The 13,025-nt window shown below is 66.4% G+C and carries 15 protein-coding genes and 1 tRNA gene; 9 read left to right on the top strand and 7 right to left on the bottom strand.

Annotated features, from left to right (window positions below):
* The first annotated feature begins 21 nt into the window (after window positions 1-21).
* From QQG74_RS03165 to QQG74_RS03145, 5 genes are all read left to right on the top strand, one after another.
* Window positions 22-744, top strand: a complete 723-nt coding sequence (locus QQG74_RS03165) for a hypothetical protein (protein WP_341718791.1) — start codon at window positions 22-24, stop codon at window positions 742-744.
* Between the two features lie 19 nt (window positions 745-763).
* Complete coding sequence (locus QQG74_RS03160; RefSeq protein ID WP_341721115.1) at window positions 764-1,981, top strand: DNA methyltransferase; 1,218 nt, start codon at window positions 764-766, stop codon at window positions 1,979-1,981.
* Window positions 1,978-2,187, top strand: coding sequence for a helix-turn-helix domain-containing protein (locus QQG74_RS03155; RefSeq protein ID WP_341718790.1), 210 nt, complete (start codon window positions 1,978-1,980; stop codon window positions 2,185-2,187). Before QQG74_RS03160 ends, QQG74_RS03155 begins: the two co-directional genes overlap by 4 nt.
* A gap of 3 nt (window positions 2,188-2,190) precedes the next feature.
* Window positions 2,191-3,411, top strand: a complete 1,221-nt coding sequence (locus QQG74_RS03150) for a site-specific integrase (RefSeq protein WP_341718789.1) — start codon at window positions 2,191-2,193, stop codon at window positions 3,409-3,411.
* A gap of 341 nt (window positions 3,412-3,752) precedes the next feature.
* Window positions 3,753-4,514 (top strand): hypothetical protein, encoded by a 762-nt coding sequence (locus QQG74_RS03145; protein WP_341718788.1) that lies wholly within the window; start codon window positions 3,753-3,755, stop codon window positions 4,512-4,514.
* Window positions 4,515-4,613: 99 nt separating this feature from the next.
* Here QQG74_RS03145 and QQG74_RS03140 read toward each other — a convergent pair whose 3' ends face one another.
* Window positions 4,614-5,156 carry a hypothetical protein gene (locus QQG74_RS03140; protein WP_341718787.1) on the bottom strand — a complete coding sequence of 181 codons (543 nt, stop codon included), beginning with the start codon at window positions 5,154-5,156 and terminating at the stop codon, window positions 4,614-4,616.
* Window positions 5,153-5,893 (bottom strand): hypothetical protein, encoded by a 741-nt coding sequence (locus tag QQG74_RS03135; protein ID WP_341718786.1) that lies wholly within the window; start codon window positions 5,891-5,893, stop codon window positions 5,153-5,155. Before QQG74_RS03135 ends, QQG74_RS03140 begins: the two co-directional genes overlap by 4 nt.
* 140 nt (window positions 5,894-6,033) lie before the next feature.
* On the opposite strand from QQG74_RS03135, the gene QQG74_RS03130 reads away from it, so the two are divergent.
* Complete coding sequence (locus tag QQG74_RS03130) at window positions 6,034-6,390, top strand: hypothetical protein (RefSeq protein ID WP_341718785.1); 357 nt, start codon at window positions 6,034-6,036, stop codon at window positions 6,388-6,390.
* An 877-nt stretch (window positions 6,391-7,267) separates the two neighbouring features.
* On the opposite strand, the gene QQG74_RS03125 is transcribed toward QQG74_RS03130, so the two are convergent.
* The 5 genes from QQG74_RS03125 to QQG74_RS03105 all read right to left on the bottom strand — a co-directional run bounded on the left by QQG74_RS03125 (window position 7,268) and on the right by QQG74_RS03105 (window position 10,479).
* Window positions 7,268-7,343: transfer RNA gene (locus tag QQG74_RS03125), tRNA-Arg, on the bottom strand.
* Window positions 7,344-7,446: 103 nt separating this feature from the next.
* Complete coding sequence (locus QQG74_RS03120; RefSeq protein WP_341718784.1) at window positions 7,447-8,184, bottom strand: transposase; 738 nt, start codon at window positions 8,182-8,184, stop codon at window positions 7,447-7,449.
* Window positions 8,081-8,653, bottom strand: coding sequence for an IS110 family transposase (locus tag QQG74_RS03115; RefSeq protein ID WP_341718783.1), 573 nt, complete (start codon window positions 8,651-8,653; stop codon window positions 8,081-8,083). Before QQG74_RS03115 ends, QQG74_RS03120 begins: the two co-directional genes overlap by 104 nt.
* Before the next feature lie 356 nt (window positions 8,654-9,009).
* Entirely contained in the window at window positions 9,010-10,161 is a 1,152-nt protein-coding gene (locus tag QQG74_RS03110) for a hypothetical protein (protein ID WP_341718782.1), read from the bottom strand.
* A gap of 6 nt (window positions 10,162-10,167) precedes the next feature.
* The gene (locus QQG74_RS03105) at window positions 10,168-10,479 is read right to left on the bottom strand and encodes a hypothetical protein (RefSeq protein WP_341718781.1); all 312 of its coding nucleotides are present in this window, start codon (window positions 10,477-10,479) and stop codon (window positions 10,168-10,170) included.
* 60 nt (window positions 10,480-10,539) lie between these two features.
* On the opposite strand from QQG74_RS03105, the gene QQG74_RS03100 reads away from it, so the two are divergent.
* From QQG74_RS03100 to QQG74_RS03090, 3 genes are read left to right on the top strand one after another with little or no spacing between them, the layout of a single operon-like run.
* A complete protein-coding gene (locus tag QQG74_RS03100; protein ID WP_341718780.1) occupies window positions 10,540-11,148 on the top strand; it encodes a hypothetical protein in 609 nt (202 codons plus the stop codon).
* A complete protein-coding gene (locus QQG74_RS03095; RefSeq protein WP_341718779.1) occupies window positions 11,078-11,722 on the top strand; it encodes a hypothetical protein in 645 nt (214 codons plus the stop codon). The genes QQG74_RS03100 and QQG74_RS03095 overlap by 71 nt, the downstream gene beginning before the upstream one ends.
* Window positions 11,723-11,729: 7 nt before the next feature.
* Window positions 11,730-12,992, top strand: coding sequence for an ATP-binding protein (locus QQG74_RS03090; RefSeq protein ID WP_341718778.1), 1,263 nt, complete (start codon window positions 11,730-11,732; stop codon window positions 12,990-12,992).
* The last annotated feature ends 33 nt before the right edge of the window (window positions 12,993-13,025 follow it).

Genomic DNA, 13,025 nt, shown 5'->3' with positions numbered 1-13,025 from the left:
GCGGACGTGGCCCACACGCCCATGCCGAAGCCCAGTTCCACCGCCCCCGGTGACCGGCCTCAGCCGGCACCGGTCGGCCTGCTCCTCGCCCGTACCCGCGTCCCACGCACGCCCCGCCGGGGTGTGCCGGACTGGCACGGACTGTCCCCGAACCACCTCGCCTACCTCATCCGCCGCTACACCCACGTCGGTGACGTGGTACTCGACCTCGACGCGCACCCCGCCGCCATCGCCGCGAGCGCCTACCTGGACCGGGTACCGGCCCGGCTGTTCACCGGTCGCCACGGTCTGCACGTGCGACTCCTGCCGCCCACTCCCGACCGCCGGAAGCGCCGCGCCATGCGCCATCCCGGTCCACGTGTCGACCTGATGCTGGCGACCGTGCCGAAGGGCGCACAGGGCCTCGGCCGGGACGACGCGGCCACGGCGATGAGCACCTGGCGGCCTCTGCTACGCCCCGGCGGCTTCCTGCTTATCGGACTCACCAGCCGACAGTCTCAGCCGGGCGAGGTCAGCCAGCGCGCCACGGTCATCGCCGCCGCCCGCACCGCCGGATTCTTCTACCACCAGCACATCCCCGCCGTCCTCGTCCCGCTGCCCGAACACGAACCGCGCACCGCCCCGGAACACCCCGACGAGGCCGACGACGACCGCCGCCTGCTCGCCGGCCGTCACCTGCCGACGTTCCGGGACCTGCTCGCGTTCGGCACCACCGCCACCGGTGAGGAGAACGCCCGTGCCTGAGCCCCGTCCTCCGCTTTACATCGGCGACTCCCACGGCCTCGAATCGCCGCACCCCGACGCGTCCGGCTTGGCCGCCGTGCTCGCCGAGGGCTACCTCGGTGCGGTCTGGCTTACCGGTCAAACCGCATCGCGCGACCTGCGGCGCGGCCGGTACACCCCGGAGTCGTTGACGCATCCCGGCAAGATGCTGCCGACCATTCCCCGGTACGCCATCCGCACCTACACCAACCCCGGCGACGTGGTGCTCGACCCGATGGCCGGCATCGGCACGACCGTCATCGAGGCCATGCACCTCGGCCGTCACGGCGTCGGGGTCGAGTACGAAGCCGAATGGGTCGCCAAAGCAGCCGACAACATCCGCCACACCGTCCAAGCTGGTGCAACGGGCCGGGGCGAGATCTACCACGGCGACTCGACCACGCTGCCGTCCCTGCTGCCGGCAACTCTGCACGGGCAGGTCTCGCTGGTCATCACCTCACCGCCGTACGGGCCGTCCACCCACGGCCATGTCCGCACGCCCGGCCCGATACGCGGCAAGGTCCGCAAGATCAACCACAAGTACGGCGATGGGGACAACCTCGCGTACCGCAGTCACGGCGAGCTGGCTGACGGGTTCACCGCGATCCTCGCCGGCTGCCGGGCTCTGCTGCGTCCCGGCGGGCACGTCGTGGTCACCGCGCGGCCCTATCGCCGCCATGGCGAACTCATCGACATCCCCGGCATGGTCGTCGCCGCCGGCATCAACGCCGGCCTCGAACTGGTCGAGGAGTGCATCGCCCTCATCTGCGGCGTCCGCGACGGCGTGACCATCCCCCGCGCCTCGTTCTTCCAGCAGAAGAACACCCGAGACGCCATCGCCACCGGCGACCCGCAATGGCTCGTCCAGCATGAAGATGTGGTGGTCCTGAGAGCCCCGACGAGTTCCGTCCCACACGACGCCGAGAGCCGGTCAGCGCGCACCACAGCGAACGCCGACCGGCTTGATGCCTTCACCCCCCACCGCGTGGATCGACGTGCACAGGCGATGCCCCCCGGAAACGCCAATACCGGCGGCAGCGCCATCGATCCCCGGTCCCACCCGGACCGGGACGGTGAAAGGACATCCGATCCGTGCCCGCCCTATCCGCACCCCACGCCAGGGGACGTACGGCCCGACCCCACCGCCCACCGGCGGTCCGGCGACCCCCACGGGCCACGCCCACAACTCGGTCCACCTACTACTCGGGGCCGGCAATGAGCACCCCGACGGCAGCCGAGTGGCGACCCGACCCCCTCCTGACCATCGATGACGTAGCGACCTGGCTGGGCAAGCCGAAAAACACCCTCTACGCCTGGCACAGCCGAGGCAAGGGACCACGCGCCATCCGGGTCGGCAACACCCTGCGCTACCGGCGCAGCGAGGTCGAACACTGGCTCGACGCCCACACCGACCCGGAGCGCTGAGCCATGGCCCGACCTCCACTACCCATCGGCACCTGGGGCAACATCCGCACCGAAAAGCTCGGCCCCAACCGGTACTGCGCCCGAGCCCGATTCCGCGACTACGACGGCAGCACCCGCGACGTCGAGGCCACCGACACCACCGGCCCCGCCGCCATCCGGGCACTCAAGGTCAAACTTCGCGACCGCGCCGCTCCCAACGACGACGAGATCACCCGGGAGACCCACATCAGCAAACTCGCCAGCCTGTGGCTCGACGAGATCACCGCAGAGGAGCGTCTCGCGCCGCAAACCATCAGCCAGTACGAAGTCAGCGTGCGCGTCTCGGTCGTGCCCGCCCTGGGCAACCTTCGTATCCGGGAGGCCACCGTCGGCCGCATCGACAAGTTCCTACGCAAGGTCGCCGAGGACCGCCCGACAGCCGCCAGGCTCGCGAAGGTCGTCCTCACGCAGATGCTCGCCCTGGCCGTACGCCGTGGCGCACTAACGACCAACCCCGTCCGCGACACCGGCCGACTACGCAACCCGCGCCGCAAGGTAGTCGCCTTGGAGACGGAGCAGTTGGAGGGCGTCCGTGCGGCGATCCAGCGGTGGCAGCAGGCCACCCCCGGTAAACCCGGGCCTCGGCACACCGGCGATCTGGGCGACATCGTCGACCTCATGCTCGCCACCGGCGCCCGCATCGGCGAGATCCTGGCAACCCGTTGGGAAGACCTCGACCTTGCCGCCGAACGCCCGACACTGACTATCTGCGGCACGATCGTCTACCTCAAGGGCAAGGGCTTCTTCCGGCAGGACTGGACGAAATCCGACGCCGGCTTCCGAACCGTTGTCCTTCCTCGCTTCGCAGTCGGAATGCTGATGGCCCGAAAGCTCAACGCCGCCGACAACCCCCACGATGCGATCTTCGCCTCCCGGCGCGGCACCTGGCTGTCTCCGCAGAACGTGCGCCGCCAGTGGCGTCAAGCCCGCGCCGACGCTGGCCTCGAATGGGTCACGCCACACACCTTCCGCAAAACGGTCGCCACCCTGATCGACAAGGAGGCCGATGCCAAGCACGCCGCAGCCCAGCTCGGACACGCCACCGAACAGGTCACCAACAAGCACTACATCGTCAAACCCGCCCTCGCCCCAGACAGCTCCGACATCCTCGAACAACTCGGCGTTGGCCGGGCAGTGACCAGTTCCGAGCGCGGCCACAATCCACCTCGAACGGGCGGGTCGTAGTTTCCAGCGCCATCCAACGCCAAGCCCGACTGATCACTGCCGGCGGCGCAGGACACGCTTCGCTCCCTGCTCGCCGGTCAGGAACGGCCTTCTGGGCCGGTCGGCATCCGCCGACCGGCCCAGAGGGTTGCGGTCACGCGGTCTAGCGGCTGACCACTTAGGCTCGTTTCCCAGGCCGACTCAACGCCATCGTCAGCGACATGACCGCCTAGCTAGCGGGCGCCTCCCTGCGAAGAGTCCGCGATCTGGATTCCCTGAGACGGATGAAGGAAGCTGGGGGGCCAGTATGAGTTTCCGCCTCAACCGTCCAGGATGGTAAGCGGGCTGGGAGAGGAGCTGCTGTGGAACATGTCGACACCATGATCGTGTCCTACGCCTGGAAGGGTGTATCCGGGTACGCGATCGACGGCAGGACTTTAAGCTCCGTTGCGGCACAGGAGTTCCTCCTAGTTCATACCAAGGACCTTAAGACGCCTCGTTATTACATGCCACGGCCCCCTCACTTGAGGTCTCAGGGGCCCAGCCTGCTGAGGGTCGGCGAGAAGGGCTTGTCCGGTCCGCAGCAGCACGCCCGCCGAAGGAAGTACACCGACCGGTTGTTCATCGATTTCGCCAGCGACCACCCAACAATCTTCGAATATGGTCACAATAGGCTAGCCGGCGCGATCAACGGTGGAGAGATCCAATACTACGAAACTTGTATACGCGATCTCGACAGGCAACTTCGGCGGGATTTGCTTGGTCGCTTCACGTTCCTGGTGCATAACCGCGTGAAATGCGTGGCGCTCACCCCTAAGACAGTTGAGAGCATGTTTCCGCTGCTAAACGAGTTCTCGCGGACCAACAATCCGAAGAAGAATTTCCGCAACACGATTAACGACATGCTGGTTCTCTCGACAGCACTAGAAGGGCGGGCAAGCCTTTTTTCCAAGGATGAGGCCCTGAACCGCTTCGCAGCGGACTTCTATCGAGCCCCGTTCAAGAGAGTCGCATCTCACGCCTTATGCATAGACTTCGACGGAGGCGCCTCCAACCGTCGGCAGCCGATCGAAAGCAAAGGATACGTCAACCGGAGCTGGCAGGTTATTGAGCGGCGAGGATAGGAAGCGGGCTGCAGTTTCTCCCGATCGAAACGGGGCGTGGCACTAGGCCACGCCCCGATTAATTACTGATTGACCAGCCCCTTTGGTTACTAACAGCTGTCATCTTCCGGCTGGCTCGTCCCGCGCCGACACGCCATGAAACTGGCGAGTGCTCGTCCAAGCTGTCGTGGGCGTAGCCTTCCCCTGGTGCAGGAGGCCGATCGTGATGGGCTCAAGGCCGATTCGCATAGAAAGCGAGTGTAAGCCCTCCCGAATGAACGGCATTACCACGAAGAAGGCCACTTGATCCATAAAGGCACTTAAAAGCTCCTTGTCGGGTTTCTCTTGATTCGCAAGCGTGAACGACGCGACGATCACCACCTGCACACTCGCAACCCTCTCGCCACCGCCCCGGGAAACCAATGGCGCGTCTACACTGAACCGGGTGTCGAAGCCCTCATCACTCAATCTGAAGGCACTCGCAACCTTCAGATCAAGTTCGCCGACTTCTGCGGGAGTATCAGACAGAAGCTCTGCATGCCACTTCGTCACGCGAATGTCAGTAAGATCAGCTTGAGCGACCAAGGCTTTGAGGGCATCATCCCGGTCGCCTGCCTGGCCACCGCTCTTGGCCCCCCTACCAGCCTCAACCGTATCGCTCACGCTAGTTCCTCAACCTGGGCAGCTTCCGGAGATACCTCGATGTATCCATCTGGGGCTTGCTGGTGACCATAACGCGCAACCCAGGACGATGATCCCTCGACCATGTATAGCGCTAAAGCCATGTGTCGTTTAGCGCTAGCGGTGAGGATCTTCCCTGTGAGTTCCGCCAGTAGTTCATGCAGGTCGTCCCTATTTTCGGCTGGCGGTCGAACCCGCCGTTCGAATGAGGAAACCGTCTCCCACGCATTGTCAATTGGATGTTTGATACGCAACAAACACCCGTTCAACTCGGCGACCTGCTCGGGGGTCAGGTGACGTTCTTTTTCGCCGATGCCGTAGTGCTGCCGAACCCAGCGGTGAACCTGCGCCCATTGCCAGATCTTTGACTTCCCGCCGCCAACCGTGCCCATTGGGAGCGGAAAGTTCCCTGGCCCGCGCCGGCCCTCCACCCAAAGCCTGACGGCCTCACGAGAGACGCCAAGGCGGAAGGCGATGTCCGAAATGGAAACTACTTCTGGGTCAACCTCAATAACTTTGGCGTCCGGGAGAACGTGGCAAATTCGCCGAGCGGCCTCTAGAGCTGTGGCTACAGGATCTTTGGCCGCTGTGTATAGCGTTGCTATAACAGCACCGTCAAATTCGGACCATGCCAAGTCGGAGAGATGCTCACCCAGCACCTCAAGGGTGACGTCGTCGTCAAGGTCCACACCGCTGACACGAAGGGGGATGCGGATCATCGGCCTCTCCCGCCATACGTCATCTGAGACTCCAGCATAGTGGTAGTGTTGGCACTTGCCAACACTCTAGGTCAACCAACCGCTCCGGTGTGTCACCTTTGGGGCAAACGGGACCGAAGCGACTTAATCTTTATACGTGCGTGACGTACCCGAGCTTTGAGGTTTCGAACATCCGGGGATGGCTCCTCTTCGATGAGGACAGCCCTGACCTGACTGCTGGCCTCTTCCGCGACGTCCAAGACCTGCCCTGGATCACGAAGATCGGTACCTGCCAGAGCCAGCGCCCGTTCGGCCTCATCGCCGGCAGCTCGGGCCTCCATCTCTCGATCTATGGCCGACTGCAGCAGGTCGTCGACCACACCAGTACCCTCTCCAGCCTCGTCGAGCAGTTGCTCTGCTTGGTCGAAGAAGCTCGCGGAGCCCTGGTCGTAGTCGTGCTGATCAAGGAGGGCTTCGGCACCGCTGCAAAGCAGGTCGACCTTGTCCATGTGGACTGACGCCGCGGCCAGAGGGCCGGCCTCAGCCTTCTCGTGGGGGCAGCGGCGTATTAGCCGCTCAAACTCCATCGCGGCCGTCTCGCCGGCCTTGCCCGTCGAGTAGATCGGGAACTTGCAGGCTCCCACTCGTTTCTCAGGCCCCTGACAGTAGGCAGTGCCGTGGATGTGACTGGCGTTGGCTCCCTTCCGGTACCACCACCCAGCCGTGCGGGCCTTGTTGAGGGCGCTGCGGAACCATGGGTAAGGGTGCTGAGGCCAGTTGTCGGTAGGTGCATACCAGTTCGGCCCGCTTCCTGCCATGCGTCCCCCTTGCGGGCCCAAAGAACCGTGCCGTTACAGAGCCGCCACCCTAGGTGATTTTGCCATACGGGCACGACTCGCCAAAGTTTTGCGGCTGGCCTTCGTGGTGCCTCTTTGCCGTAGCGGTCGAGTTCTAGTGGTTCGCGCATATTTACCGAATTATCCACTACTCACCCTCAAGCGCGACGGCCGAGAGCAGTCGCCTGGGCTGATTTAGGTCAGCACTTGAATGGGAGAATGCGACCTGGGCGGGCCACACCCGCCCCGGCCCGAGCCATCGCAGGATTTCTATCTTGCCAGCCGAGACTTGTTGCAGCACGAGCAGGGCCCCCTGGCAGACACAGTCAGTCAGGCACGGCGGTATAGCCCGTGGCCGAATCGCCCATGCAACAGCTCGATAAGCCTCCACGGCTGTGCGCGCCGTGTCGTGATGACGCAGCCACTGATGTCCTGCAACGACACCTGCCGCAACCTGATCGCCCACACGCGTTACCGAGGGGTTTTCGGGGGACGATTCAAAATAACACCGATGGGCATCAATGAACTTGCCGTGTTTTGGCTGCTCAAAGCATAACGTTGGTGCCCCCGGCAGGATTCGAACCTGCGACACACGGTTTAGGAAACCGATGCTCTATCCCCTGAGCTACGAGGGCGCGAGGGCCCAGTCTAGCGACCTGGGGTTCCTCTGGGGTGGCAGGGAGTGGCCCACGTTCACCCACGTTCCCCGGACCGCTGTTGTCGCAGCCCAGGGAGTCTCTACGCGAGTTCGCGCAGCGCCACCTCTGCTGATCTTGGTTGTTTGGGCTGGTAGGGGGTCTTGTCGCGGATGCAGGCCCAGAGGACGTTGAGGCGTTGTCTGGACAGGGCGGCGGTGGCTTGGCGGTGGGTCTTACCCTCAGCTCTCTTCTTGTCGTAGTAGGCGCGGGATCGTGGGCAGTGGGTCAGGGCGGTGAAGCTGGACATGCTGAACACCCGGCGTAGCCCGCGGTGGTAGCGGTGGGGCCGGACCTGGTGACCCTGCCTGCGGCCGGAGTCGCGGGAGATCGGCGCGAGCCCGGCGTGCGCGGCGAGTGCGGCGGCGCTCGGGTAGGTGGTGAGGGTGCCTGCGTGGGCGAGGAACTCGGCGGCGAGGGTGGTGCCGATGCCGGGCAGGCTGGTGACGATCTCTCCCAGCTCGTGCTCGGCGACAATCACGGCGATGGTTTCTTCGATGGCGGTGATGCGGTCGTTGACCGCTTCCAGGTCGGTGGCCATCTGCGCCACGATCCCGGCCACGGTGGCCTCTCCGGCGACGGCGATGGTCTGCGTCCGTGCGGCGGTGAGAACCTTGGCGGTGAGTGCCCTGGCGGCCCGGACGCCGTGCTGGCGCAGGTAGTCCAGGATGCGGGCTTCACCGGCGCGGCGCAGTCCGGCGGGTGTCTGCCACTGCGCGAGGAGCCGCAGCGCGCCCTTGCTGCGCAGGTTCAGCGTCTTCTCGAGCGCTGGGCTGATCATGGCCAGCAGGTCCTGGATGCGGGCGGTAAGGCGGACCCGGTCGGCGACCAGGTCGAGGCGGCGGGAGACGAGCAGCTTCAACTGCTGCTGCAACCCCGTCGGCGAGGGTGAGGGTCGGTAGGTCGCCGCGCATGCGCAGGGTCTGGGCGATGACGTAGGCGTCGTGGGCGTCGGTCTTGCGTTCGCCGTGGAACGCCTCCGCCATCCGTGAGGTGACCGTGCCGCTGACGTAGCGCACGTCCGCATTCCGGTCGAACAGGACCGCCAACAGCAGCGCCGCTGGTCCGCCGCGCAGGTCGACGGCCCAGCGGATCGGCTTGCGGCGTTTGCCGAGCCGCCCGGCGATGCCGGAGATGGCCTGCTGGTCGTTCGGAATCTTCTCGGACACCACCACGGTGCCGTCGTCGTCAATGACGCACACGTGGTGGTGGGTCTTGCCGACGTCGACGCCGGCCCACAGGCTGCCCATCGGGCATCACCCTCTTCGGTTGTCTGGTCAAGGGGCGTGGACCCGCCGCGGTTCAGTAGCCACAACTTCGGAAAGGGCGATCGGTCGCAAGTCTCCATCCAGTGCTGATACAGCGGTCGTCAGCGAGGGTCGGGGCGTCCTACTCCTAGCTGGCCATGACATCGGCAGCACACACCCAGACAGTCACCCGACCCTCCGGGTCCACCCCGCCAAACGACACGGTTCTATGTCCGGTTGCAGGTCCCGACGGACACCCGGAGCCCAAGCCGCCCCTGTCAGGGACGTCGCGCCGGGGACGCCGAGCGGCCTACGATCTTGCGCGCCTCGGTGATGGTCACCGGGTGGCGAACCATGCGTCAGGTGTCGAGGCCTGCGAGGTTGAGGCGTTCGAGCAGGCTGGGCTTGCGGGCGTGCACTGCCCGTAGCTCGGTCAGCCGCTGTTGGAACAGCCCGCTGTCTCCGTCGCGTTCGGCGAGGTCGCGCAGGTCGACGAGGAGTTGAACGGCGCTGTCGTACTCGCGGGGTCTCTTCGTGGCGATGAGTTCGTCGACCCGCTGCCAGGCGGCGGGTTGGTCGACTGCGAGGGTGTCGAGGTGCCGTTGCCGGGCGGTTGCGGCGGACCGTTCCCGGCGAATCCGGTCGCGTTCGCGCTGCTCGGCGTCCCGTCGTTCCCTTTCGGCGCGCAGGTCCGCAGCGGTGGCGAGCAGGTTCCCGGCGGTGCGGAGGGCTGCCGGTGCCGGGGTATCGGTGAGGTGTGCGTCGCGGTAGCGGCGCAGCAGTCGGTTGCGTAGGTGGCTGTCTCCGCTGGTGATCAGGTCGGTCAGGATGGTGTCCTTGTCCCTTGCGGGCAGTCCGATGACCCAGGTGCGTAGTTGCGCGGCGGTCGGTTCGCCGGAGGCGTCCGGCGTCGACCCGGCCGCTGCGGCCGCGATCAGGTCGGGGTCGATGCGCAGGAATTCGGCGGCGGCGGTGAGCGGCGCGTCGAGGGCGCCCAGTCCGGCCGGGACGGGTGGTTCGGGCTCGTCGTCGGCGATGTCCTCGGACTGTACGCAGCGCAGCCAGGCCAGGTAGAGCAGGCGCAGGTCGCCCGCGGCGAGGCTGGCCCGGACCGGGATGATGGAGGTGAGCAGACCGTGGCCGTCGAGCTCCCACTCGTCGAAGCCGTCCTCGTCCTCGTCATGCAGGTCGATGATGACGTGCGTGCCAGCGGTCCACATGGCCGCGCTGTCACCCTGGCAGTACCGGGCCACCGTGGCGGGGTCGAGCACGTGTTTCGGTAGCCGCAGCATGAGCTGGCGGGTGCCCCAGTTCGCCAGGTACAGGTGCGCGTCGAAGTACCGTTCCATCAGCTTTCGCGGGTCGCCCTTGAAGTCGCCCCACTCGTAGGTGTTGACGAAGCTGGTGGCGGTGATGTCGGCCCGGGTCGACAGCGACCGCAACTCGGCCCGCTCCCGGCCGGTGAGAGGCCGGTCGACGGCGGTGAACTCGTAGTGCTGGTACTCGCTCATCGTGGCCTACCTTCCGGCCCAGTGCCGGTAAGCGTCGATCCATCCGGCGCCGTCGGGTGGCGGGGTGGGGAGCGGCAGGTCGAGTAGGCCGATCCGCTGCCGGTGGTGGCCTCGGGCGCAGAGCGCGACGATGGTGTTCGCGGTCAGGTCGATCGTCCGCACGGTGACCTCGACGCCGAGGACGGTGGTGGTGAACGGCACCGCGAGATGTTCCTCGATCATGGTGAACAGGCCGGTGAGCTGTTCGTCGTCGCCGTACGCGTCGACGGTGGCTTCCTCGATCATCGCCTCCAGCGCGGCGGTCCCCTTCGATGCCATCGGCGGAGGATAGCGGACCGGTGTCGCGGCCTTTGAAGCCCGATGCGCGAGGATGGTCGCATGGGTTCGGTGGCGGAGTTCGTCGATCTTCGGCGGGAGGTGGAGCGGTTACGGGCGGAGAACGCCCGGCTGGCGCGTCTGCTGCAGCTGCGCGGTGCGGACACGTCTGCGGCGCCGGAGCAGTTGTCCGCGCCGGTGGAGCCGCCGGGGCTGGTCACCATGGCCTCGCCGACCCGGGACAAGCTGGCGTTGTTCGCCGACCGGTTCCGGGCCCGGGCTGACGTGTACGCCGTGCGGTGGGAGAACGCCCGTACCGGCGCTGCCGGGTGGATGCCCGCGGTCGCCGGGGGTTGGCGTAAGGGTATGGACCGGCGGGGTGCCACCCACCTGCCACGCACGGCGGAGGTCGTCGCGGCGCATCTGGTCGGCGACGTGTTCATGGGCCTGTACCCGCTGATGCCCGGCAACACCTGCCACTTCCTCGTGGCCGACTTCGACGGGCCGACGGCGATGCTCGACGCCCTCGCGTACGTGAAGGGCACGAGTCAACGCGGTGCCGGCCGCGTTGGAGATCTCCCAGTCAGGCCGCGGCGCCCACGTGTGGATCTTCTTCACCGGCGCCGTTTTCGCAGCCACCGCGCGGGCCGTGGGCACGGTCCTGCTGCGTGAGGCGATGGTGCTACGCGGATCGATGGACCTGCGCTCGTACGACCGATTGTTCCCCAACCAGGACGTGCTGCCCGAGGGCGGCTTCGGCAACCTCATCGCCGCACCCCTGCAGGGACGCCGCCGCAAGGACGGACTGACCACCTTCCTCGACCTCGGCACCCTCGAGCCGTACGCCGACCAGTGGGCATTCCTGTCGACGCTGGACCGCCTCAGCCCCGGCGACGCCGATCACGTCGCCCGGCAGGCCAAACAAGCAGTCACCGGTGCCGACATCGCCACGATGAACCGGTCCGCCGCGACCCAGGTCCATCCTCCGCTCCCTCCGGTGGTCCACGCGCAGGCCGGTGCCGGGCTGAGCATCGACGCCAGACAACTCACCCCCGCCGCACTGGGAGGACGCCTTCCCCGAACTCGCCGCGACCCGCAGCAACGCGACGTAGCGGTGGGCCCCTTCCACGAACCGCCCCGTTCGCCTGGCCCGCAGATCGAACATCAAATGACCGCGTATCGAACGATTCGGGTGCCGCAAATCGAAAGCAAGGGGCCTCGCAGATCGGAAATGCGGCGGTTATGATGACGCCGTGCCCACACCGCATCTAGTCCCCCGCCACGCTGCCGCGCAGGTCAACGCTGCTCTGGCGGACACCCGCGTCGTCTTGATCAGCGGGGCACGCCAGGCGGGCAAGAGCACCCTGGTCCGCCTCGTTGCCGGCGATCGTCTGGCCGAGCGCCGCGATCTTGATCGGGCTCAGGACCGGGCAGCGGCGATCGCCGATCCGGTCGGGTTCGTGGACTCCTCCGAACTCCTGGTCATCGACGAGATCCAGCGCGCTCCGGAGCTCCTGTTGGCCATCAAGGCTGCCGTCGACGAGGATCCCCGTCCTGGCCGGTACCTGCTCACCGGATCGTCTCGGCTGTTCGGCATGGTGGCTGCGCCGGACGCGCTGCCCGGTCGGATGGAAACCGTCGAGCTCTGGCCATTTTCCCAAGGCGAACTCGACGGAGCCCTGGACGGATTCATCGACGCCGTCTTCGCGCTCGGCCCGAACCTGCGACACGAGTCGGACGTGACCCGCGCCGACTACGCGGCCAGGATCGTGCGAGGCGGCCTACCCGAGGCCACCGCCCGCACCGACCCGCGCCGCCGCCAACGGTTCCTCGACGCCTATGTCCAGGCGCTCATCGACCGCGACGTCCGGCAGCTGTCCGACATCCAGCACAAGGGCGAGCTACGCAGGCTGGTACGCCTCCTCGCGGCCAGGTCCGCGACCATCATCGCCGCGAACTCCCTCGAATCCGCCCTCGGACTGAGCCGGCCGACGATCGTCCGCTACCTCCAAGCCCTGGAAGAGATCTTCCTGATCAAACGGATTCCCGGCTGGTCCCGCAACCTCGGCACCCGTGCCACCGCCGCGCCAAAGCTGATCTTCGTCGACTCGGGCATCGCCGCCAACGAAATCGCGACCGACGCCCGGGCACTGCTCCGGCCGGGCGCACCGTTCGGGCCGCTGCTCGAGTCATTTGTGCTGTCCGAGCTGTCCCGGCAGCTCACCTGGTCCGAGCAGTTCGTCGACCTGTCTCACTACCGCGACCAGAGCAGGTACGAAGTCGACGCGGTGCTCGAGAACCGAGCTGGTCAGGTGGTCGGGATCGAGGTCAAAGCAGCCAGCACCGTCGGACCCGACGACTTCCGCGGCCTACGCCGACTCGCCGACCGCCTCGGCGACGACTTCATCGTCGGCATCGTCCTCTATACCGGAACCTCCACGCTGCCGTTCGGCGACAGACTCCGCGCCATGCCGGTCAGCGCCCTATGGCAGGTTTCCGCCTCGACAGCAGACTGACCTCGCTCGCAAGCCGCTCCCCAGCCGCCATGA

The organism is Micromonospora sp. FIMYZ51 (assembly GCF_038246755.1).
Taxonomy (GTDB): Bacteria; Actinomycetota; Actinomycetes; order Mycobacteriales; family Micromonosporaceae; genus Micromonospora.
Note: the sequence above shows the minus strand (reverse complement) of the source record. Positions and strands in the feature narration are given on the sequence as shown.

Bases quoted from the DNA above. Each gene is read 5' to 3' on its own strand.
- QQG74_RS03165 (WP_341718791.1), top strand. From the start codon at position 22: ATGCCGAAGCCCAGTTCCACCGCCCCCGGTGACCGGCCTCAGCCGGCA.
- QQG74_RS03155 (WP_341718790.1), top strand. From the start codon at position 1,978: ATGAGCACCCCGACGGCAGCCGAGTGGCGACCCGACCCCCTCCTGACC.
- QQG74_RS03150 (WP_341718789.1), top strand. From the start codon at position 2,191: ATGGCCCGACCTCCACTACCCATCGGCACCTGGGGCAACATCCGCACC.
- QQG74_RS03135 (WP_341718786.1), bottom strand. From the start codon at position 5,893: ATGATCCGCATCCCCCTTCGTGTCAGCGGTGTGGACCTTGACGACGAC.
- QQG74_RS03120 (WP_341718784.1), bottom strand. From the start codon at position 8,184: ATGATCAGCCCAGCGCTCGAGAAGACGCTGAACCTGCGCAGCAAGGGC.
- QQG74_RS03115 (WP_341718783.1), bottom strand. From the start codon at position 8,653: ATGGGCAGCCTGTGGGCCGGCGTCGACGTCGGCAAGACCCACCACCAC.
- QQG74_RS03110 (WP_341718782.1), bottom strand. From the start codon at position 10,161: ATGAGCGAGTACCAGCACTACGAGTTCACCGCCGTCGACCGGCCTCTC.
- QQG74_RS03105 (WP_341718781.1), bottom strand. From the start codon at position 10,479: ATGGCATCGAAGGGGACCGCCGCGCTGGAGGCGATGATCGAGGAAGCC.
- QQG74_RS03100 (WP_341718780.1), top strand. From the start codon at position 10,540: ATGGGTTCGGTGGCGGAGTTCGTCGATCTTCGGCGGGAGGTGGAGCGG.